Annotated in this window: 16 protein-coding genes and 2 pseudogenes; 10 read left to right on the plus strand and 8 right to left on the minus strand. The window is 44.7% G+C overall.

Annotated features, from left to right (window positions below; genetic code table 11):
- The 9 genes and pseudogenes from QQ91_RS03960 to QQ91_RS21790 form a co-directional block, all read left to right on the plus strand.
- Positions 1-285, plus strand: a pseudogene (locus QQ91_RS03960) (hypothetical protein); the annotation flags it as partial.
- Positions 286-370: 85 nt separating this feature from the next.
- The gene (locus tag QQ91_RS03965; RefSeq protein ID WP_166280312.1) at positions 371-778 is read left to right on the plus strand and encodes a DNA phosphorothioation-associated protein 4; all 408 of its coding nucleotides are present in this window, start codon (positions 371-373) and stop codon (positions 776-778) included.
- A gap of 84 nt (positions 779-862) precedes the next feature.
- Positions 863-2,551, plus strand: coding sequence for a DUF262 domain-containing protein (locus QQ91_RS03970; RefSeq protein WP_166280314.1), 1,689 nt, complete (start codon positions 863-865; stop codon positions 2,549-2,551).
- Positions 2,552-2,586: 35 nt separating this feature from the next.
- Positions 2,587-4,146, plus strand: coding sequence for a DNA phosphorothioation system sulfurtransferase DndC (gene dndC, locus QQ91_RS03975; protein ID WP_166280316.1), 1,560 nt, complete (start codon positions 2,587-2,589; stop codon positions 4,144-4,146).
- Positions 4,147-4,176: 30 nt separating this feature from the next.
- Positions 4,177-4,404: a hypothetical protein gene (locus tag QQ91_RS03980; RefSeq protein ID WP_166280318.1), complete on the plus strand. Its 228-nt coding sequence runs from the start codon at positions 4,177-4,179 to the stop codon at positions 4,402-4,404.
- Positions 4,388-4,843, plus strand: a complete 456-nt coding sequence (locus tag QQ91_RS03985) for a type II toxin-antitoxin system VapC family toxin (RefSeq protein WP_201277313.1) — start codon at positions 4,388-4,390, stop codon at positions 4,841-4,843. Before QQ91_RS03980 ends, QQ91_RS03985 begins: the two co-directional genes overlap by 17 nt.
- Complete coding sequence (gene dndD, locus QQ91_RS03990; RefSeq protein WP_166280320.1) at positions 4,840-6,819, plus strand: DNA sulfur modification protein DndD; 1,980 nt, start codon at positions 4,840-4,842, stop codon at positions 6,817-6,819. Before QQ91_RS03985 ends, dndD begins: the two co-directional genes overlap by 4 nt.
- Positions 6,820-6,851: 32 nt before the next feature.
- Positions 6,852-7,235: a DNA sulfur modification protein DndE gene (gene dndE, locus QQ91_RS03995; RefSeq protein ID WP_166280322.1), complete on the plus strand. Its 384-nt coding sequence runs from the start codon at positions 6,852-6,854 to the stop codon at positions 7,233-7,235.
- Between the two features lie 66 nt (positions 7,236-7,301).
- Positions 7,302-7,659 (plus strand): annotated as a pseudogene (locus QQ91_RS21790) (Uma2 family endonuclease); the annotation flags it as partial.
- 7 nt (positions 7,660-7,666) lie between these two features.
- On the opposite strand, the gene QQ91_RS04005 reads toward QQ91_RS21790, so the two are convergent.
- Positions 7,667-7,909 (minus strand): HTH domain-containing protein, encoded by a 243-nt coding sequence (locus tag QQ91_RS04005; RefSeq protein ID WP_166280324.1) that lies wholly within the window; start codon positions 7,907-7,909, stop codon positions 7,667-7,669.
- A gap of 5 nt (positions 7,910-7,914) precedes the next feature.
- Positions 7,915-9,111 (minus strand): phosphoadenosine phosphosulfate reductase domain-containing protein, encoded by a 1,197-nt coding sequence (locus tag QQ91_RS04010; RefSeq protein WP_166280326.1) that lies wholly within the window; start codon positions 9,109-9,111, stop codon positions 7,915-7,917.
- A 326-nt stretch (positions 9,112-9,437) separates the two neighbouring features.
- Here QQ91_RS04010 and QQ91_RS04015 point away from each other — a divergent pair, with 326 nt between their 5' ends.
- Positions 9,438-9,617 (plus strand): hypothetical protein, encoded by a 180-nt coding sequence (locus QQ91_RS04015; RefSeq protein WP_166280328.1) that lies wholly within the window; start codon positions 9,438-9,440, stop codon positions 9,615-9,617.
- 87 nt (positions 9,618-9,704) lie between these two features.
- Here the strand turns inward: QQ91_RS04015 and QQ91_RS04020 are convergent, their stop codons facing one another.
- The 6 genes from QQ91_RS04020 to QQ91_RS04045 all read right to left on the minus strand — a co-directional run bounded on the left by QQ91_RS04020 (position 9,705) and on the right by QQ91_RS04045 (position 21,446).
- Positions 9,705-10,877 (minus strand): cysteine desulfurase family protein, encoded by a 1,173-nt coding sequence (locus tag QQ91_RS04020; RefSeq protein WP_166280330.1) that lies wholly within the window; start codon positions 10,875-10,877, stop codon positions 9,705-9,707.
- Between the two features lie 33 nt (positions 10,878-10,910).
- A complete protein-coding gene (locus QQ91_RS04025; protein ID WP_166280332.1) occupies positions 10,911-16,208 on the minus strand; it encodes an FtsK/SpoIIIE domain-containing protein in 5,298 nt (1,765 codons plus the stop codon).
- A complete protein-coding gene (locus QQ91_RS04030; RefSeq protein ID WP_166280334.1) occupies positions 16,208-17,779 on the minus strand; it encodes a hypothetical protein in 1,572 nt (523 codons plus the stop codon). Before QQ91_RS04030 ends, QQ91_RS04025 begins: the two co-directional genes overlap by 1 nt.
- Positions 17,779-19,617, minus strand: a complete 1,839-nt coding sequence (locus QQ91_RS04035; RefSeq protein WP_166280336.1) for a hypothetical protein — start codon at positions 19,615-19,617, stop codon at positions 17,779-17,781. Before QQ91_RS04035 ends, QQ91_RS04030 begins: the two co-directional genes overlap by 1 nt.
- Positions 19,618-19,708: 91 nt before the next feature.
- On the minus strand, positions 19,709-20,971 hold the full coding sequence (locus QQ91_RS04040) for a DGQHR domain-containing protein (RefSeq protein ID WP_201277315.1): 1,263 nt from the start codon (positions 20,969-20,971) through the stop codon (positions 19,709-19,711).
- A gap of 1 nt (position 20,972) precedes the next feature.
- Positions 20,973-21,446 carry a GIY-YIG nuclease family protein gene (locus QQ91_RS04045; protein ID WP_166280340.1) on the minus strand — a complete coding sequence of 158 codons (474 nt, stop codon included), beginning with the start codon at positions 21,444-21,446 and terminating at the stop codon, positions 20,973-20,975.
- Between the last annotated feature and the right edge of the window lie 72 nt (positions 21,447-21,518).

Genomic DNA, 21,518 nt, shown 5'->3' on the forward strand with positions numbered 1-21,518 from the left:
GAGGAAATTGAGAATATGCTGGGCCTAAATTTGTTGAAGGAGACGAAGGTTTATCAGGAGGCGTTAGAGGAAGGACGCGAGGAGGGGCGCGAGGAAGGGCGCGAGGAGGGACGTCAGGAAGCACAGCGCAGCATGATTGAGGCGGTGCTTATCAATCGATTTGGGAAGTTGGATGTTGAGTTAGTTCAAGTGGTTGAGCATTTGGCACAGGAGTCTTCCACTGAGTTTATGGCGGCTTTGTTGACTGAATCGCGTGAGAGTTTGATCAAGAGATTTGCCCGATAAAGCTTTAATTTTGTTGAAATTTGAGATTTCGGAGAGTTTAGCTAATTTTTCGGACTAAAATGGTAGAAATTTTAGAATGTGTGTGATGGCTGACACAAGAGTGCGGATTCCAAAGGATAAAGCGGATTTGGTAAGAGCATTGAAGGAAGGGAGTGATTCCAATGGCCCTTTTCAGACTTATGCTGACGTCATAGCCTATGCGGCAGCCTTAGGAGCCCAACAAGGAAAAAGATCTCCTTTAGACGAAATATCGAGTAATCCAGATCCAATTCCGAAAGAGCATTTCATTTCAAGGAAATATGAAGCGTTGATTCACTTACTCTCAGTTGCCTCAACTCAAGACCCAAAAAGTTTAGCTGGAAATGAAGATATAGAAGTTCAGCAAATCAGAGTTTTTGAAGAGTATGCTAATGCAGGTCTTGATATCTTAAATTCGAAGCTTAATGGCGTTGTTGATTATTCTGAAAGTCTACTGTTGCTAGCATCCAAATAACAGAATTAATAGGCTCTCTTACGTTAGAAAGTTTCAAATACTCAAATCAGATTTATCAGCTACTAATAAGACAATAATGATGTTATGCCGGCTAATATTGACTGCTCTTCTCAGAACCTAGGTAAATTGCTCACTAGTGATGATTTTTGCTATTCAGTCCCAACTTTTCAACGCGATTATTCGTGGACAAAGGTCGAGGTCGATCAGTTATGGCAAGATATCACCGATACGATCAAGGAAAAGCGTAGTGAACATTTTATGGGAGCAATTGTAGTAAAAAATTCTCATAAGCCAGAAATGCTCATTGACGGTCAGCAAAGATTGGTGACAATATCACTGTTAATGTGTGCAATCAGGGATATTGCTAAGAATGAAAAAAAGGAAGAAACATTGGCAACTTTGGTATCTGAAAGATATCTAGGAACCATGAACATGGAAACATACGATTTAGAGCCAAAACTTATATTAAATGAAACCAATAATGATATTTATAGTGAAATAGTCCTCAAGAACAGAGAAGTAGAGGTTCTTCTAAAGAAGGCTCGATCAAAAAACTTGAATCAGTCAAATAGGTTATTGATACAAGCCTATCTGAACTTGAGGACATTAGTCTTGACTTTTATTGAAAATCAGTCAAATCAAATTATTGCATTAAAACAAATTGTTGAGTGCATAAGAAGTAATTTTATTGTGATAGTTATTTCTGTCCCAGATGAGGCAAATGCTTATTTAATATTTGAAACGCTGAACGATAGAGGATTAGATCTTTCTGTATCTGATCTTCTAAAAAATTATCTTTTTTCCAAGGCTGGCAATAAGCTTAAGGAAGTAAAGAAAAAATGGGAAGACATGAATTTTTTGGTAGAAAGATTTCAGTTAACTAAATTTATTAGGCATTATTGGCTATCAAAATATGCTGTTATTCGAGAAAAGGACCTGTATCATACGCTTCGAAACCACGTTAGAAAACAGACAGATGTAATTAAGTTTGTTAATGAGCTTACTGACTCAGCAGAAGTATATAGTTCTTTCTTTGATTCTCAAAGTTCACTATGGCATTCAAGCTCTAACCTTCGTGCTGATATTGAAGCATTACAGGTATTCAAAGTTAATTTGTGCTACTCAGTTTTGTTGGCAGCATGGGAAAGTGTTGAGGAGGAAGTATTTAGAAAAATACTAAAGATGATGGTTGTGATTTCTTTCCGATATAACGTCATCTGTGGTTCTAGGCCAACTCCATTAGAAGATGCTTATAGTAAAGCTGCAATATACATTCGAGATAAAAAACCAAAGACAGCTCAATCGGTATTTGAAATACTTTCAGATTTTTATCCTGATGATAAAATATTCACCGACTCTTTTTCTCATAAAGTCATTAGCAATAATCCGCCTTTGTGCAGATATATTCTGTGTTCATTAAATGACTACTTGATGAATAGCAAAGAATTGGTGACAAATTCTAATGGCTCAGATCTAAATCTAGAACATATATTACCAAGAAATCCGGGCAGAAAATGGCTTTTGGATATAAACAATAAAGATTATAAACTCTATATAAATCGTCTTGGAAATATGACTCTTTTAGACTCAGTTCCGAATAGGAAGCTAGGAAATTCTTTGTTTGAAAGCAAAATGAAAGAAGCATATAAAAAGTCAAGCTTGAGAATTACTAAAGATCTTGAAAAATACAGTGTTTGGGGCATATCAGAAATTGAAGATAGGCAAAAGGAACTAGCAAAAGTGGCCTGTCAGGTCTGGCGTTTGGATTACTGATTTTTGTCTTAGGATTTGAATGAGTGTGAAGAAAAATGAATTCCTCTGTGAATGGACGCACAATATACAAGTTTCTGGATTCACTTTTCCATATAACAGACGAAATTCAGAAATTGTACTGTAATGATTCAATACCTTGGATAATTGGTTATTCTGGGGGGAAGGACAGCACTTGCGTGCTGCAACTTATTTGGAATGCGATTTCAACACTCCCCGAAGGTCAAAGAACTAAGCCAATTTTTATAGTGACAACAGATACTCTAGTTGAAAATCCTGTTGTGGCTTCTTGGGTTCGCCAGTCTCTTAAACAACTTGATTGTTCTGCCCAGAATCAAAACTTACCATTTGATACAAATTTATTAACCCCGGCATTGAAAGATACCTATTGGGTTAATCTTATTGGCAAGGGTTATCCTGCCCCACGCCATATGTTTCGTTGGTGTACAGAACGATTGAAAATTAATCCAGCAGAACAATTTATAAAGGAGACTGTGCGTCATAGTGGTGAAGTGATTATTGTTTTGGGCACACGTACAGCAGAAAGCTCCAGACGTGCAGGAGTAATGTCTGATCGAGAAATTGCCCGAGTTAGCGATAGACTAGATAGCAATGAAACCTCCCTAAAAGACTCACTTCTCTATCGAGGCCATCATCCAAACTCACTAATCTACAGCCCAATTGCAGATTGGCGTGATGATGAAGTCTGGTTATATCTTATGCAATGGGAAAATCCTTGGGGACATAGTAATCATGACCTTTTTACACTTTATAAAGGTGCAACACCAGATAACGAGTGTCCCTTTGTAATTGATACATCAACGCCAAGCTGCGGCAGTTCTCGGTTTGGATGTTGGGTTTGTACATTAGTGAACCGTGATAGCTCGATGGAGGCAATGATCCAAAATGATGAAGATAAAGAGTGGATGCAGCCCTTATTGGACTTACGCAATGAACTTGATGTCTACAATGACCATGATCGCCGAGACTTTCGTCGAATGTCTGGTAAAGTGCAGCTCTTTGAACGCAGTCGAGGTAATGGGGAGACAGAAGTCATTCCTATTCCTGGCCCCTATACTAAACAGTGGCGGGAAGAGTGGTTGAGGCGATTACTCACAGTCCAAAAACTCGCCAGATTGAATGCCCCCCCAGAGATGAAGGATATCCAGCTTATTTCTCTGGATGAACTCAGCGAAATTCGTCGTATCTGGCGAGAAGAAAAACACGAATTTGATGACTCTCTACCTCGCATCTACCGCGAAATCACAGGCGAAATCTTCAAAGATCCCCGTCCTGGTGCCGATGATAGTCAACTGGGTAGTGATGAATGGAATGTCCTTGAGGAAATCTGTGATCATCCCATGCAGCTAGAACTGATGGCAAAACTCCTCGATACTGAACGCCAATATGCCACGATGGGACGTCGCGTCGGTATTTATGATGACCTAGAGCAATGCTTCATGTCTAGTTCTCGGACTCAATCGGAAGCCATTGACCAAGCTCATCAAAAGCGCGATCTGAAAAATGCCGTAGAAGCTGGCGATGTAGATATGATTGAGGAAATAACCTGGGCAGACCTGAAATTTAGGCAACAATAGAATTAACTTTCTTCATCAGGAATGAGTCCTATGAAAACGATTGAAACCATTGCAACAGTTAATCCGGCTCACCAAATCACGATTGACGTTCCTCCAGATGTAGAGGCTGGTGATTATGAGATCACGTTAGTGATTAAAAAAGCTAAACCCAAAGAAATGCCAAATCAATCGCTAGACTTTCCTGTCGATGACTATGGTCCATGGCCTGCCAATTTATCCTTGAGACGTGAGGACATGTACGGTGACTTTGGACGATAGCCCGATTTTTTTGGACACCAATATCCTGGTGTATGCCAATGTCACTTCCGCTCCCCTGCATCCGCAAGCCTTAGAGACGCTCCAGCAGTTACAGACCAGTCATGCTGAGATTTGGATCAGTCGACAAATTCTCAGAGAATTTATTGCGACACTAACTCGGCCCCAGTTGTTTCTGATTAGTCAGCCGATGCACTTGATCGCTGAGAGAATTCATTACTTTGAACACACTTTTAGCATCGCTGAAGACAATTCTCAGGTCACCCAGACGCTCCTGCAAATTTTACAGGATACGCCATCAGGGGGAAAACAAATTCATGACGCAAATATTGTCGCCACGATGCTAACCGTTGGTGTCAGCCGCTTGTTAAGCCATAATGTCAAAGACTTTGCTCGTTTTTCCCACCTCATTACAGTTGTTCCCTTAGCAGACCAGCCATGATCTTTCGGGAACTCATTCTCCAAAACTTTGGCCCCTACCAAGGACGGCAAATCTTAGATCTGAGTCTCCCTTTCTCAGAAAACGCTCCAGCAATCGTTTTGCTTGGCGGCATGAACGGGGGCGGAAAAACCACGCTCCTCGACGCCATTCGCCTTGCCCTCTATGGACAGCGATCGCAATGCTCCACCCGCCGCAACCTCAGCTATGGGGATTTTCTGACCCAGTGCGTCAATCACCACACGGCCTCTGACGCCCAAGCCTTGATTGAACTCGCGTTTGATCACATTCTCGACCACCGCATTAAAACCATCCGGGTGCAGCGAACCTGGAATCGATCGCCCAGGGGTGGTCGCGATGTTCTGCAAGTGCTGGTGGACGGCTGGCACGATGAAGCCCTGACAAAAACCTGGGACGAGTGGATTGAAGCTTTGATGCCCCTGGGCCTTTCTAACCTGTTTCTATTTGATGGAGAGCAGATCAAAGAATTGGCGGAACAAACGGCCCCCACGCCCAGCGTGGTTGACGCCATGCGTTCCATCCTTGGATTGGAACTGGCGGACCGTCTTTCCATTGATCTAGAGGTGCTGGTGAGCCGTAAACGAAAAGCGATCGCTAACTCCACCGAGCTTAAACAGCTCCGCGCCATTGACCAGAAACTCACCGCTACGCAATCGGAACTCAAAGCTGAGCAATCTAAATTGCAAGATCTCATTGATGATCTAGCCGTTGCCGAGGACGACCTCAAGGTTGCCCAGCACAGCTTTGTGACTCAAGGGGGACAAATCGCTAGCGATCGCCCCCATCTTGAAGCACAGCTCAAAGCGCTGGAAACTCAACATCTGGACAACCGTCAAACTCTTCAGGACTTAGCCAGTCAAGTCATACCGCTGGCGCTGATCCAGCCTTTACTTGAGCAAGCTCATCAGCAGGCCAAAAAAGAAGTGAGACGCAAGCAAGTCGAAATGGCCCGAGATTTGCTCACTGAACGCGAACAGCGCCTACTTGACCTATTGGCAGAAATCAGGGTGGCCAAAAAGCATCAAACAGCCATCCAAAACTTCATGGATCAGGAAAACCAAACTCTCAACGCCGAAGCAGAAACCGCAGACCTGTGGCTCGATGTCGATAGCGATCAACTCCATTCACTAGAGACCCTGCTCAACCACCAACTTCCCCTGGTCATTCATCAAGCTCAGCAGATCCTGACGGCCAAAAAAACGCTAGTAGAATCTATTGAGGCAATGGAACAGCAACTAGCCACCGCTGCCTCTCCAGAAACCTATGAAAAGCTGAAGCAGGCTCTCCAAAAAGCTCAAGATCAGCGAGATCAGCGTCAATTTGAACGCGATCAATCTCAACAGCAATGTTCCCGGTTAGAACGGGGAATCGCCAGTATCAAAAAAGAGCTATCTACCTTCAGTGAACAAACCCTGGAACAGCGCAATAGCGAACATCTCATTCAAGCAGCTGACAAGGTCCAAAAAATCCTCGACTTATTTCGAGAAAAGTTAACCCAGCGCAAGCTAGGTCAGCTCGAAACCCGAATCACAGAATGTTTCCGCTATCTCCTGCACAAAGAGAACCTGATCCATCGGGTGGTGATTGATCCGGAAACCTTTGGGCTAGCGCTGTACGACCATGAGGGTCAGCGGGTTCCTAAACACCGACTGTCTGCCGGAGAAAAGCAAATTCTTGCTGTTTCCCTCCTCTGGGGACTGGCAAGAGCCGCAGGGCGGCAAATTCCGATTATCATTGACACCCCCCTGGGACGCCTGGATTCCGCCCATCGCCACAACCTGATCGAACGCTATTTTCCCGATGCCAGCCATCAGGTGATCCTCCTCTCAACCGATACGGAAATTGGTCAGTCAGAGGTAGCGCTCCTGCGTCAGAATAATGCGATCGCCAGGGATTACCGCCTGGACTATGATGCAAAGCAACGCTGTACCACCATTAGACCAGGCTACTTCTGGTAGACTGACTGCACAACATTATCGTTGCCATACTCATGGACGCTCCCCTTGAACGCATTAAACTCTCCCAGACGGCGAGAGATCAATTGGTTAAGCTTAAACGGGTCACGAAAATTGATCAGTGGAATATTCTCTGTCGCTGGGCGCTATGTCGTTCGTTAGCGGAACCCTCACCCCCCTCTCCTGTGCCGATTCCCGCCGATAGCAATCTGGAAATGAGTTGGCAAGTCTTTGGAGGGGCGATCGCCGATCCACTTCTCATGGCCCTTAAACAACGTTGCCACAATGATGGACTTGAGACAGATCCTGAGACCCTTGCGGCTCAGTTTCGCCTACACCTGCATCGAGGCATCGGCTATCTAGCGGGAGATCCGAACCTCAAATCCATTGAAGCCCTGATCCAGCTGAGCCTGGATTGAAGCAGGGCGATCGCCGGTCTACCCTTTAAACTAGAGATACTATTTTGATGGGTAAGTACGACCCGTGATTTTCGGGGGCCAGATTTCTTCGTGGTGTTGGGTGCAAAGAATCATCCCCGACGCAGCTGGATGACCTGGGTTGAGGGAGGGAAATACCCCAATCTCATTATTGAACTGCTTTCCAACAGCACCGCCAGAGTCGATCGTGAGGACAACAAAGAGCTATCCAACCGCTGACGGCCAGATATGGAGTGAGCAGTTGAAGCTATTTCTAGGAATTCATAACCATCAGCTTCAATTTTTTAGTTCCGATCAGGCGCTTGTCCCTACTCCAACGGAGCGAGCCGACCAAGCTCAAAAACAGGCTGATGCACTTAGGACAAAACTAGAGGAGCTAGGAATTAATCCTGATACTGTAAGCTGACGATTGGTTACAACTCTTGAATAAGTGCGTAGATTCCAGGCGATTCTTTGCGAAAATATTTTTCTTTGGCAGAGTTTTTTCGGGTCACGCCTTCACAATGACGCTCAATCGCGCTGCGCACAATATCCTTGGGTGATTTCGCCTTAAATTCATAAAGCCTTTGCGCCAAAATAGCTGCGGTAATCTCAGCAGCCGTCATAGAGGTCTGGCTGGATTGCATCACCGTCCTTGCCGCTTGCACAATCGTCATTTTGCTCATACTTCGCTAAATAAAAGAGGCTGAACACTTCCATCCGATAAGATATCAGGAAGCAGGACATCTCCCCGTTCCTCCGTTCCATCCCATTTCTGTGGCCAGGTATTCATTTCAATCAACTCCTTAATTCTTGCGAGTTCTTGATCATTGATTAAGCTAATCTGCGGACGGTTCAGCCTTAGCGCTGCGGCATTGACCTCAGCTTGAATCTCTAGAATCTGCTCTAACATCCACCGTCTTGCGTCCAGATGCAGCGGTCCCAAGCGTCCCTGCTTCGCCGCCAAGGATCCATCTTTTTTACGCTCGTCGTATTTCCGCAGGCGATATTGCGGTTTTTTGACCTGCCAATACAGCGGGCGCAGTTTTTGTAAGGGAGCCAAATAGGCCCAGTTCTCCTGGGCGATGACTCGATCCAGCGCGGCATCTCGCTCAACCAGCGGACAACCAATACAGCCGGTTCGGGCATTGATCGGTTCCTCTCCTTCTGCGGTGTCTTGACCGTACACCGTGGCCACTGCATCCGTCGAAAACCCCAACAGCGGCGCTTCAAACATCAACCAGTCCCACACATGACAGACCCGCCAGTGCAGGAGCGGGGCGAGGGTGTCTGCGATGGCATCGGCAGAACTGTGCTGAAACCACCCCTGCCCACATTCCCCTCCATCCTTAGTACAACTCATGGCTATGCGCTGATCCCGCGCGGCACTTTCCCCAATCCGCACGCCTGTAATCATCAAAAGCTTTTCGCCACAGTCTTGACGAACCTGCTCCAACGCTTTTTCCATACTCATGACCTTGAGTTTGGGCGTACACCATCTAAAGGTGTTGCTTGGTGGGGGGATCCCACGCCCTAACATGTAAACAAAAAAGCGGTGGTCCATTTGGGGCAACACCACCTGAGTCTTGATGCCTCTCGCCTCTAGCTCACTCAGGATATCCATCGCCGCAAAATAGAGCGGGGGTAACTCCTGCCGTGTATCCGCAAACAGCACCGTCAAGCTTTGCGGCTGCGGAATTTTGCCTGATTCCAGCAGATGGGCAATGAGCGTAACCGTGGCAGAGGAGTCTTTCCCGCCTGAAAATGCGATCGCCCAATGCTGGTACTGAGAACCATAATGAGTGAGCGATTCCACCGAAAGTTGGATGCTCTTGGCAAGCGTCAGGCGCTCCTCTTCAAATAGGCTCAGGGTTCTCAAACGGAATCACCTCTTGAGGGACAACATCAATTGTTACACGCAGCTTTCAAAATTTTCGAGTCCCAAACAATCCAATGGAGTCCAACAGACTAAAGAAGCACCATGCTCCAGGCAGGCGTCAATACGATGACGTTGTCAGTATTGTTGGCGTGGAACCCAGAAACTGGACGATTCAAACTGAGTCATTGTTAAAATGCAACCGATGAAGGTCCACAAACAGGTTGTTGTTTTTTAAACTGCAAGCGCAATGCCAAATTGGGTCAGGAAAGGTTGCCATTTTCTATTCCAATAACGGCAATGATTCACCACTGGGAGAAGTTGCCAGGATGAGATCACAATCGGCGGTTAGCACCTCTGCAACGCAAACGCTAAATTTTGAGGATTGGGCAGCGGCCTGTCTTGAGAGTAAGGTGGGGAAACGCTTGCCGCAGGCTCTCTATATTCACCAATTGAGCCTGCAGGCACTGCCGACACTGCTTCAGGAAGTGGTTGCGATCGCCCTGTAAATCCGCCAAGAACCTTAATTTAACGACTATTTAGTAATTTTCAGACTCAAATCACGAATTCTTTAATCCAGACTAAGTTACATAAATTTACAAAACCTCTCTAATTTTGTGGATCTCAGTTGACAGAATGTGGGCGCATTGATCAATTTCTTCATCGGTTGTAAATTTCCCAATGCTGATACGAAGTGCTCCCTCAATCAGGGCGTCATCAAGATTCATAGCCTGCAAGACATGGGAGGGGGCTTCAACCCCTGATGAGCAAGCTGAACCAGTCGAAATTGCAAGTTGATGACGGACACGCGCGATCACAGCACTGTTCGGAACACCAGGTACAGAAATGTGAAGACTGCCAGATAAGCGTGACGCTTGATCACCGTTAACAGCCAAGCCAGAAATATTTTCCATCAAAAGTTCTTGAAGACGATCGCGCTTCTGAGCGATCGCTGACTCATCAACACTCATTTCAAGCTGACGAAGGCGGCAGGCTTCGCCGAAACCAACAATTCCAGGAACGTTCAATGTACCAGGACGTAAACCATGCTGCTGACCACCACCGTACAGCAAAGGTTCGAGGGAATAGCCTTTGCGAACGACCAGAGCACCGGTCCCTTTGGGACCATAGAGTTTATGGGCAGAGAGTGCCAACATGGTGATTCCCCAGTCCTGAAAGCAAATTGGAATTTTTCCAACCGCTTGGGTAGCATCACAGAGAAAAGGAATGTTATAGTGTTGGGCAATCTGCCCAGCTTTCTGAAGAGGGTAGGTATTCCCAATCTCGTTGTTAGCAGCCATAATAGAGAGCAAAGATAGCCCCCCAGCGCAAACTTGTTCTAAATGTTCTAGGTCCAGCCTACCTTTAGAATCTACTTGGAGATAAATCAATTCAGCCCAGCGTCGTTTCTCCAAAGTACGACAAGTATCGAGGACAGCTTTATGTTCGATAGCCATCAAGCCAATTCGATGAGGCTTCGTTGGGTTAGGATCTAAGCCCCCCTGAATTGCGAGATTGGTGCTCTCGGTCGCACCGGATGTCCAAACGATTTCTCTTGGTGAAGCTCCAATGAGGTCTGCAACTTGGATAGCAGCTTGCATAATAGAAGTTTCAGCGCGGTCACCCCACTCATGATCAGTACTGCTAGCGTTACCAAATTCTTCTGTCAGGTAATGCAGCATTAAACTAACAACTCGGGGATCTGTAGGCGTAGTTGCTTGATAATCCAAATAAATGGGTGTGGAAAGGGCGTTCGCTTGCTCGTTCATGCTGAATCGTATATTAAATCTTCGTAGGGTTCCTCACTGCTGTTTGATAGCTTCGGCAATCACAGCCATTTCCTCATCCGCTAGAAATGGCACCTGAGCGTAAATAAGTTCAGACTGGTTGGTCAGACGAGCAGCTAGATGTCCTTTCCCTAAAAGGTTTTCTGCCCCTTTTTGACCCAGTGAAATTTCTGAAGTGCCAACACTCTCGACTCTCAGGATTAGACGATTTCCTAAGTTGTCTCGAAGCTGCACCGGAAGGACGTTCGCATCAGGACGTTGAGCCGCAAAAATAAGATGGATCCCTGCCGCTCTTGCTTTTACCCCTAAGCGTTGTACTGCTGTCGATACAGCTGTTTTGTATTCATCGACCAGCATCCATTCAGCAAACTCATCGTGAACTAGCCATATTACCGGAAGCCTATCCTGCTCAGACACTTTACTGTTATAATCCTGCAAGGATTTTGCCTTCTGAGAAAGAAATTTTCGGTATCGGTTGTCCATTTCTTCAACCAAAAAATCTAAAACCCCAATTGCACGATCTTGATCAATAATAATGCCTTCTTTTAGATGAGGCAGATCGCTTATGTTAACATAATCAACCCCCATTTTTGGGTCGATCAAATAAATACTTGCCAGTTTAGGGGAGTTCGATACACAAATATCGAGAAGGAGATTTTGTAACAGAACGGACTTACCACTTCCTGTGGCTCCTGCAATCAGAGTATGTGGAGCGTGCTGTTCTAAATTCTCGAAGCTATTGCCTAGATTGAGATAAAGCAGTTCACCGTCAAGCTCCTTAACACCAATTACAAAGCTAAGGTTCACACCAGAGGATAATCGATCAACCCTTCGTTTAGCCCATACTTCTCGTAGGGAGATCGTCTGGCGTTGGGGACGGGCAACAGTGACAACGATTTCACCAGGCTGACCATAAACGTTAATAACGTTTAGCGCGTGAGTGGTCAAGAGTTGCGATCGCTTTTTCTCAATGTCATCTAGCTTCAGATTGTCTGAACCTTTAAATCGGACAATTGCTGCATTTGGAGTCAGCCGTTTCCCTTCAATTTTGGCCTGCAAATTATATCCCAATAAAGCCGTCCGCAGTTTTCTAGCCGCCTCCTCAAGCCATTTCTCTGCTGCTGCATCGCCTTGATTAGTCTGTGCCTGTCCCTGCTGCCACCAAGAAATCAGTGCTGGACTCGCCCAGCTATCTATGCTTTCAATAGGGGAGGTGCCCGCAGAGATAGTAGTTTCAGGGTCAATTGGCTGATCAGGCAGGGTTAGCTGAAGAGGACTGTCAGAATTTTCAGGAGGATTAACTTTTGCAGGTGTTATCGGAGGAGTCGTTGTTGCCATTTCTTTCCCAATTTCTAAAACCCATGTGACTCGATCAGCAGGCTGCAATGCCTCTGCTACTGTCCAAGGCTTGTCGTCGCCAAGCTGTTCCCTTATGGGGAAGAGCGGTTGTCCTGATTCATAAGCTAGAACCAGTTTACGGACAGAATCTCGATCGTACACTTCTTGGAAGCAGCGTTCGACTTTGGAAATCGGAGATCGCTCCCCCTCAAGACTACTCTCATTCGTTCCCGACACAAAAACTTGGGAGTAGCCGGACAAATCAATTCGAAGCGTCCCTAAGCGAATTTTTTCGCGCCATTGCTCTATATTTAGTTTATTATCAGAACTAAATTCAATGCCGTCGAGGAGAAGATCGCTGAGACGGGATAGCCAGAGATCCCGATCAAGACGTCCTGGACTAATAAAGAGGGCATCGGCAATGCGATCGACTGTTTGCCGAAGTTGGTTTTGTGAAGTCTTGCGAGCATCAGTCAATCCCGCTGCATCAACGTATTTTGCCTCAGAAATAATGACTTTCAAAATAGGCTCATTGTCACAATACTGGGGTGAAATTGCCATAATGTCAGCAATTTGACCTTCTTTCTGTCCTAACCAAGAAGCGTAGTCATCTAGGAAGTACCAGCCAATCGCGTTTTGGGCTCCCATTTCCGCTGTAATCAAGGCTTTACTTAAAACAACGCCCATGAGTTCACTGGCGAATCTTCCGCTTTTTGCGGCTCGTAACACGATGTCACCAGAAACAGCGTTAGCTTCATTAATCAGGCGTTCTACCAGTGTGTTAATTCTGTTGCTTGTCAAGCCTAAATTCAAGGCTTCTAAGCGTTTTTTAACCAGGACTTTAAGGACATTCAGAGATGCATCTGAAGAGACGAGGAAGTTGCGTTCATCGGTACGATCCTGCTGATACCGAATAACCTTCACGCCCTGATTAACAAGTTGTCGGCGTTCCAGCAAATCATCATAATTAACAACCCACTCGCCTAAACGATGACTTTCATCAAAGGTTGTCTTTGTGGTTTCGTCTTGGAAGGAAATCTGACGAGCAGGTAAGAAATGTTGATCAGGAGTACAATCTTTACCCTCGACAGTGCTGTAGACCATATTTAGGTAAAGTTGCCCAACAGCAATCTGTTTGGGACAAGCGAGGTAAACAGTAGATTTAAGTTCATCTTTAGCAGATGGACGCTTACGTGACCACCGAGCCGGTGAATGAGGCATGATTTCGGACGTGTTGCTAAAAGGGGCAGTTTCCCAAATCACTTTTGCTTGTCGAGAGATTGCATCTTGTAGAAATACGATGTCGGCAAACTTGCCTTTTGTAGGAGTTGCGGAAGGAACGTCGTTGGACATGACCGAGATCCGCAGTCTTGCCATAAAGTCTTGAGAAACCTCACTGGCAATCAAGGCATCGGGGTCAGCATCAGAGCTTTCCAACATTTGCTCGTAGAGTTGAGCAAGTTTTTGTCCATTTCGATGGCGCAAGATAACCTGACAACGAACCTCTTCTCGATCATCTTGCAGTTCTTCACTCAGCTTGTTAACAATCGCTTGAGGCAGTTTAATCGAATCGGTTTGGTATAGAACGACACTCAGATTCGTTTTCTCATGGGGCAACAGTTCTACGTAGCGGCGAATGATTCCTAGCAAGCGATCAACTGCTTCAGCCGGATTTTCGTTGGTCGTGCGATCGCTCTCATCCTGTGTGGGGCGCTCCATTAGACTATAATCGTTAACTGTATCTGATACAGACAACAACTCGGGCTGCTGCCCCCGATAGCCAACACAAACTTCAGGATAGTAGGGGTGATCGAGTTCGTTTCGTAGATCGGCAAAAAATAGACGGGAATCACCAAAGTTTACCTCTGATGTAGAGATAATGTACCGAAGTAGGCCTGCTAATTGGCGAACCTTTACCGCTAGGGAAGCTAATCTCAGGGGATGCCAGGGAGCAATAATGGCAGCAGGCTTACCGCGTTCAACTCGGATACATCCTAATCGCAAGATAGGTTGATAGAAGTCAATGCGATTTAGGTCGCCTTTGACGTGATTTAAAACAGTCTTGAGCAAGTTTTCATAGGCTTCACACTGGTACAACAGGTCTGGACTAGCAATTCCTTGCCCTTCATTTGTGAAACTGGCGATCGCTGCTCTGTATTTTTCTGCAAAAGTTTCCCAAGCAATAGTGATTTCTGCCTCCGCATCTTGTGAGAGACGACCATCTGCAACGGCTTGTTTGAGTTTTTTAGGAAGAGCTTTGTCTAGGTCGCTCTTGCGATCATATTTATTAATTAGAGAACCACGATCTTGACGATATGCGGCCATTAGGGTTCCGACCTCTGACAGAGAAATGCCCTGCAAGCGCCCCTTCTTACTAACTAGCTCCCGTGACACCTGGGACAGTTGAAAAGAATTTTTGAGCAGCCGTTCCAAATCACTACTCAATTCCATGCCAATTGAATTTGGATTACAACGCCAGACCAGTTGAGTCTTTGCAATTAGCTCCTGGGAGTCATCCCGCATCTCGATATAAAATTTGATTTCCGTCGCAGTTCTTGCTATCGAAGTATTCTCTCGGTACTTTGTTTTCTGCTTCTTTTTAGTCTCTGCTAACAATGTGTCGTACTTGAATAACCAATGAGTTTCCCACTGAATATGAGGGTTTGTTAGTTGTTCAATACCTCGGTAGCGGGTGCAGAAATACCGCCCTACATCAGCATTAAGTTCTAACCATTTACTTTTTCTACTACTTTTTTGAGTTTCGATTTTGAGAAATTTAACGCCAGCAGTATTTTCTGCTTGATCAAATAGTCGCTCGAAGGCTTGTAGTAACCCAATCAGAAAATCTGTACATTCAATGGGTTGTCCATAAACAAATTTATCCCACTTCGCCTTGAGCTTACGATCGCCCTCAAGCTCCTGACGGTGTGCGTCATAAAATTCTCGATCCTCGTCGAGTGCTTCACGTTTATTACGTTTTTTTAGGGCATTGATATACTCAATTTCTGATTCTGTGAGCGTGTCAGGATATTCATCGTTAAAGAAATCTAGGGTTAGGGAAGCAATATCTGTCTTTTGCGCTTTTAGCCCGGAAAACAGTGCGTTTATGTTCGCTGATTCCCACTCATATTGAGAGATGGCTTCAGCTTCAGGAGTCCATCCTGCCGAACTAGCGATAAATGCTTGAATAGCAGGATAAGCAATTTCGGGAATGTCATCCTTCACTTTGTCAAAAGCAGTCTGAAGATCCTGTTCGTCAATTGGTTTACGACTAGATGTTTGTTTAAGCAGTAAACACGCACGTTTAGTAAACGCCTGCTGGAATAGTCTTTCCCATCGTTGGGTTTGTCCTAACTGAGTTTCAGGGATGGCACGAAAATAGCCAGAATCGCGGGGAAGCCGCAAGGCAGGAAATGCCCAACCAAGTGCATCAATGACTGGAAGGCTTTCACGAAGAATGTGTAATCGTGTTTGAACAATATATTCAGCGAAATGCTCTAGGCTGGGTGTACCAACTTTCTGGAGTCCATTGAGAGCTTTACACCAATATTCAATTTGGTCAGCGGGAATCGCCAGATCTTTTGCAGCAAGGTCAATCCAGTATTCAATTTGTCCCTTCAGTTCTTGAGCACTGACTGAAGTGATGTCATTTAGAGACTGAGCTTGGTCGTCGCTGATGTTGGCAAGCAGTAGTGCAGGGCGATCACAAGCTGAGTGGCGCAAGTGAACGGTACGTTCATCGGTCAGAATTTCTTCAGGTAATCCGAAATCGCTTACGAGACCTCGTGGAACTTGAATCTTGATGAGCGGGGCAAGTTCAGAATCATAGAGGATGGTTTGGCATACAGCGGCAACCTGGTGAGCAGTAAGCCGATTGAGTAGAAACCTGGCAACACCCTCATTCGTCTCGTCAGATTGAATTGTACGTTTCAGGAAGTCAGCAGCAACTTGACCAATTAGTTCAATAGGCTTCATTATCTCACCTCCGAGGCAAAGGGATTTTGAACGTAGGCGCAAGCATCGGAAAGGCGTTTAAGTAGCCCCATACTGGCAAGTCGACGTTCAAGCCGTTCAGCATTAGCTACAAAGTCTTCACGATCAGCGTCACCGGAATTGATCAAGTCTGTGGCTTGGCGATCACCAATAATAAACCCATATTTTTCGTGCAGTTTCGCTAAAAAATCTTGAAATTCCATACGATTTGGCACGGAAGCGAGTACTAACGTTCTGAGCAAAGAATCAGTAGGTGCATAGCGAGTGCGACGGCTACCCCGACTAGAAGACAAGCCAATTTCGCGTGACCAGACTCCATGAAACTTACCGAGGTGTTGCTGATGTCGCTTGACGGCTCTCTCTCGTAGAGAGTTTAGAAGATCCTCTGGTGAACCTGAACCGTCTGCTTCCTCCTCTTTTGAAGACCAGGCAAAACGCTCTTCTAGCAAATCAATTGCATCCTCAATTGGGGTATGGGAGTTAAGACACTCCTGCCACTCTCGTGACTTAGTGATGCTACAAATGATGTACTCAACTGCCTGTTGGGATAAATTATTATTTTTCTGAAATTGGTCAGACGCCAACTCACGCACTGTTGTTTTTTTGGGCGCGACGATCTCTAGCACAAACTGTAGTGGGCTAGCTTCACCTAACGTTGTTTTAGCGCGGCTTAACAAGTAGATAATTAGGTGCAGCCCAGTAATAGTGACAATATGAGGTAGGGAATCGTAATCGGGCAAATTACAGCGTAAAATATTGAGCCAGTCATCCCCTATTTGTTCATACTCAAGTAATTTCTCATAGGGAAGGTAAGGAGGGCTACCACTATTTCTAGGCGCACCTCGATCTGCAGGAGATTGAAGGGCAAGAACTAACTGGTTCCACTTGGAGCCTCGATACTCACTTGAGTAATCACAGGAAATTATTCCAGTGCCTTCCAGATGAGAGAGAATTTCCTCACCTCGACCGCTTCGACACAGCATGAGATATAAAAGTTCGCCTGTTCTTCCAAAGAATCGACGATCATTGCTCACTTTTTCTCCAGTTACCCGCAAGTCTTCATAGAGACAATCGGGGCCGTATGGAAAAACAAATTTAGAACTCCACCGCTTGTTACTATCACCCTCAATGGCATTTGATTGAAGGAATTTGACGATTTCCACAAAGTGTTCGAAAGATTCAAATCGGGATTTCAGGTAGCTAAAATCAGGAGAAGCCAGACCACCTACGTTACTAGCGATCGCATCCATCCAAATTTGCCAGCGCTCGTTATCATCTAAACCTTCTGTAGCGATCGCCTCAATATGAGGGTTGTTGAACAGGATATTGCGAAGATAGAGACGTGGATAAATCTCGTATCTTAGGTCGTTGAGTGTACTCTCTATGAAGGCTTGTCCATTGCTTGCTTCTGATTGCGTAATACAAAGCATTTCCAAAAGACAAAGCCACGGGGTTTGCTCATCGTACAGTCTATGCCCCCAGATAGACTCGTCAATCCACATATTCAGTTGAGACTGCTCAAGATGCGGAGGACGTGAAAGAATTTCAAGCATTAGAAGTAAACCTCAAGCGTTCGTGGACTTGCTATACCAGCACTATTCACCTCCAGTAGCCGAATATTCATCGTTTCTTCTCTATCTTCTTCTTCGCCCTCCGAAGACTGTCGGACTGCAAGTTGCTTAAATACTTGAGTTTTGAAAGCGAGCACATCTTCGTAGCACTCCTGTGAAAAGCTGCTTGGAAGAACACCTTCAGCAACTCTGCTTAGATATTCATACCGAGTTAGGGTTAGATTGAAACGAACTGATTCCAACGTTGAAGCAAGACTCACTACTAAGCTTGGCTTCTTACGGCTTTTATCTAGCTCAACTGATAAGCTTTCGCCCCGTTTTCGAGCAACGGAGATAGACTCTTCATAAACTCTGCAAATTCTGGCTTGGGAGTAGCTGCCGGAGGTTGCCAAGATCAGTTCATCTTGATTACTGACTAGCAGCCCTGTAAAGATACGATTTAGTCCTCTAATCAAGCGAGAAGTGATTGACTTGGGAATCTTTTTGCCTTCTTGCAAAACCCTATGCAGGTCAGTCAGATACTCCCCGGCATATTGAAAGATTGTAAGATCCCAAAGCTCCAGATCGGTCGTGCGGTTGCTAGGAATGGTGAAAAATAGCCGCTGTCGTTGAGTTTGAAGCACACTAAGAAACTCTTCCCGTCCTTTGGTTGCATCCCCTTCTAAGTAGGAACGCTGTTGGGCTTTATACTTTGAGTCAGCTCCATAAAATAAGTCAGAAAGGACTAAATTGTTATAAAACGGCTGTAATTCTGGATCATCGGCTCCGAAAATCAGAATATTGTCAATTTGATTGCTAGTTTCCGTTCCAATACCAAAGCCACGCAGTACCTTGAAAACTTCGATTGATTCCCGCCGACGTCCAGATAAATTTTCACCAAAGATGTTACGGTAAAGGCTCGCAAGTGATGTCGTTTCAGCAGCGATGACATCAGGAACTTGTCGGCATCTTAACAGCCGATCTTTTGCATCAGGATGCCCTAGTAGCGCATTGGCAACTAGCAGTAGTAACTGGCGAACGGGAAGATGCGTTTGATTTAGCTCGCACAGTTCGAGAAGGTCAGTCAAACGTTCTCGTGTGGTTTGATCTGCATTTGTTCCTTCTAAACGTTGCTTATTCTGCCAGATTGGACACCCCTGATTCTGATAAGCACATTGGTTACAATCACCCCAACCTGGATGTTCCAGAACAGCTTTCAAAATACGGGGAAACAAAACGGCAGCACTTTGACGGCTTAGATTGTAGAGTTTGACTTGGAAGGCATCTAACTCACGTAAATCTCCTACTAAAAGATCTTCGATCGCCTTTCGTACAGATGCTAGTTCTTCAGTTTGCGCCGCTTCTGCCAAGGCTTCCACTAACTGTCCATCATTCGCCGCAATCAGATAAATTTTGGACATGTCCTTGCCTAAAATGGCAGTTGCAATTTGTGGTAGAAGTGACTGTTTCTCGTCTAGAGTTAGTTCGCTCAAATCTTTAATGACAATTAGCTGGCGATCGCCCAACATCAAGCATTGAACTTTGCTATCTGTCTGCCAATCCTCAACTGAACCACCAAACTCTTCCCAAATCTCCCGGCAGTAGTAGGTTTTACCATCTCCAGCCGTACCAGTCAGGATGACCGATTTGGGCGAAACTGAACGGAAGTTATCAAGTAATTCATTGAAATACTCAGTTTCAAAGGTAATCGGTTGAAGCTTCTTACGCCGTAAAGTACGCTGAATCACCTCGTCGTACATATTGTCGTTGCGAGGGATAGGTCCGTATTGACGGAGAAAGTCAATCCATTTCGATGTTTGACACAAAGATTGAGTAGTCATGCCAGCATAGTTAAAATTGAATTCTTCTTTTTCTATGTCTCATAAACTCGCCACACATAAAAGATAGTTTTCATGAGATAGAGACTTCATTTCACAGATCAGAGTATCTTGGTAATTGAACTTCATGAACGCTTCTATTTAGCAACCCAGCTAGCTCTTCTCTAAGCTCAGAAGCACTAGTTTGCAAATCTGAAAGTTTTCCACCTACAGAATAGAAAAGCAACTTGGAGCCAACTTTCTGATTTTCAGTCGTTGTTATCATTCGATGGTTAACTGAATCCCATAGCAAGCCTGACCAAGGTTCATGGTTCAGCAGCATTGGGACTTTTGATACGCTCTTAAGTGCTTGATCCAATGACCAGCCAGTGTCAACAAGTTGACGTATTGTAGTAACAATCAGTAGAAGCCCTACTGGTCTAAACAGTAGGTGCCCACCATTTGAGTTCCTATATTTTGGTGTAACTTGAACAGGTGAGTTACTGTCCCTTATTTCTTCTAGCGGAACAAAGTTTTCAATCAAACCATTCCAGAGGTCGCTTGCCCTACTGTAAAAAGTTTTTATGACACTATCTTCTGGTCTACTTTTTTTAAAGTCTCTCCAACCTCTTGGAGGTTTTAGAAAAACATCCAAGGCATCATATAGTGCCACGATTGTAGTAAAACTACTTGTGTCATTTGGAGAAATATTCTTCCCTTTTGTTAGAGAGATTTTGTTCTCAGCGAATAAATCATGATTTTCAACAAGTTCTCTTGTAATAATAGCGATAGTGTCATCTTCATCAAGTGCAATAATCTCCATTTTGCTAACAGCTTTGGCATGACGGTTTAGAGAGGTAAAAAGCCTACGAGTTCTTTTAAGACCGTCCTCAGAGTTGCTATGAGCAAGGAATATCGCACTAACTTCTTCGTCTCCTAAATCACTATTTTTCTCAAGCGCCTTTGATATTCCAACAACTCTATGCTGACCATCTATCGCAAACAAATCTTCAGAACCTGTCAAGGACAAAATTCCTAGAACTCCATCTATGGACTGGGGTAGTTCCTCCGACTCTAAAAAATTATTATTCTTAATATCGAGTTCATACCATTTTGGAGATCCGCCATAGACTCCTATCACTAAAGTGTTAAAAAATCTCTGTGGCTGGTTCAGTAAATAGTTGCGAATTTTATTTGAATGAGTAGATTGTAGTTGGCGTTGGATAAGTTCGTTGAGAGCCTTACTTGTGTGGATATTTTCGGCAACATCAACCCTCGCGGCTATATCACGCATTTTCATAGATGTGATGTAGTAAATCCAGTCTCCCATGTGAGATCGGAGGGCAGGTAGCGTTAAAGGTTCATGTTGCTTGTTCATATCAGAAAGCGTTAATAACTCTGCGAACCGTAGCCGGGAAACGATCATTTGCTGGAGGCATGTATGCACATAGCAGAGAATCTTCTACATCATCCAGATATTCTCTCGAAACAAGGGAGAAATAAAACCAAGTGTGATTTGGATATAGCCTCAGCCAATAGCTTATTTTTGGTCTACCTGTTTCATTTTGTCTTTCATTCAAATACTCACCAAATCTTCTATTAAGAGATTTTGTTTGACCAACATAGATTAAATAAGAACATGCAGGATGGCTAGCAATGCCTGGTTGAATGATTAAAGTATATATTCCAGAATTTAGAGGAATACTTGCTCTTTCAGTGTCTGCTAGTTTGCAAAACTGCCAATTAAGTGTATGTAACTCCCTATGTTCTTCCCATTTGCGCTTCCATAAGACGAAATTATGAGAATGCATTTTCATCTCATTTCTTTCTTGATCAAGGATGTCAACACTCATGAGTTCTAACTAACAATGTAGAGAATTTTAAAATGCAGCTTTTTATAGGAGACCTAAATAACTCATCTCAAC

Origin of the sequence: Lyngbya confervoides BDU141951 (genome assembly GCF_000817775.3) — a bacterium.
Taxonomy (GTDB): domain Bacteria; phylum Cyanobacteriota; class Cyanobacteriia; order Thermosynechococcales; family Thermosynechococcaceae; genus Lyngbya; species Lyngbya confervoides.

Coding starts and splice junctions, on each gene's coding strand:
- dndD (WP_166280320.1), top strand. CDS start 4,840: ATGATCTTTCGGGAACTCATTCTCCAAAACTTTGGCCCCTACCAAGGA.
- dndC (WP_166280316.1), top strand. CDS start 2,587: ATGAATTCCTCTGTGAATGGACGCACAATATACAAGTTTCTGGATTCA.
- QQ91_RS04025 (WP_166280332.1), bottom strand. CDS start 16,208: ATGAAGCCTATTGAACTAATTGGTCAAGTTGCTGCTGACTTCCTGAAA.
- QQ91_RS04030 (WP_166280334.1), bottom strand. CDS start 17,779: ATGCTTGAAATTCTTTCACGTCCTCCGCATCTTGAGCAGTCTCAACTG.
- QQ91_RS04005 (WP_166280324.1), bottom strand. CDS start 7,909: ATGACGATTGTGCAAGCGGCAAGGACGGTGATGCAATCCAGCCAGACC.
- QQ91_RS04015 (WP_166280328.1), top strand. CDS start 9,438: ATGAGATCACAATCGGCGGTTAGCACCTCTGCAACGCAAACGCTAAAT.
- QQ91_RS03965 (WP_166280312.1), top strand. CDS start 371: ATGGCTGACACAAGAGTGCGGATTCCAAAGGATAAAGCGGATTTGGTA.
- QQ91_RS04020 (WP_166280330.1), bottom strand. CDS start 10,877: ATGAACGAGCAAGCGAACGCCCTTTCCACACCCATTTATTTGGATTAT.
- QQ91_RS03970 (WP_166280314.1), top strand. CDS start 863: ATGCCGGCTAATATTGACTGCTCTTCTCAGAACCTAGGTAAATTGCTC.
- QQ91_RS03980 (WP_166280318.1), top strand. CDS start 4,177: ATGAAAACGATTGAAACCATTGCAACAGTTAATCCGGCTCACCAAATC.
- dndE (WP_166280322.1), top strand. CDS start 6,852: ATGGACGCTCCCCTTGAACGCATTAAACTCTCCCAGACGGCGAGAGAT.
- QQ91_RS04035 (WP_166280336.1), bottom strand. CDS start 19,617: ATGACTACTCAATCTTTGTGTCAAACATCGAAATGGATTGACTTTCTC.
- QQ91_RS04040 (WP_201277315.1), bottom strand. CDS start 20,971: ATGAACAAGCAACATGAACCTTTAACGCTACCTGCCCTCCGATCTCAC.
- QQ91_RS04045 (WP_166280340.1), bottom strand. CDS start 21,446: ATGAGTGTTGACATCCTTGATCAAGAAAGAAATGAGATGAAAATGCAT.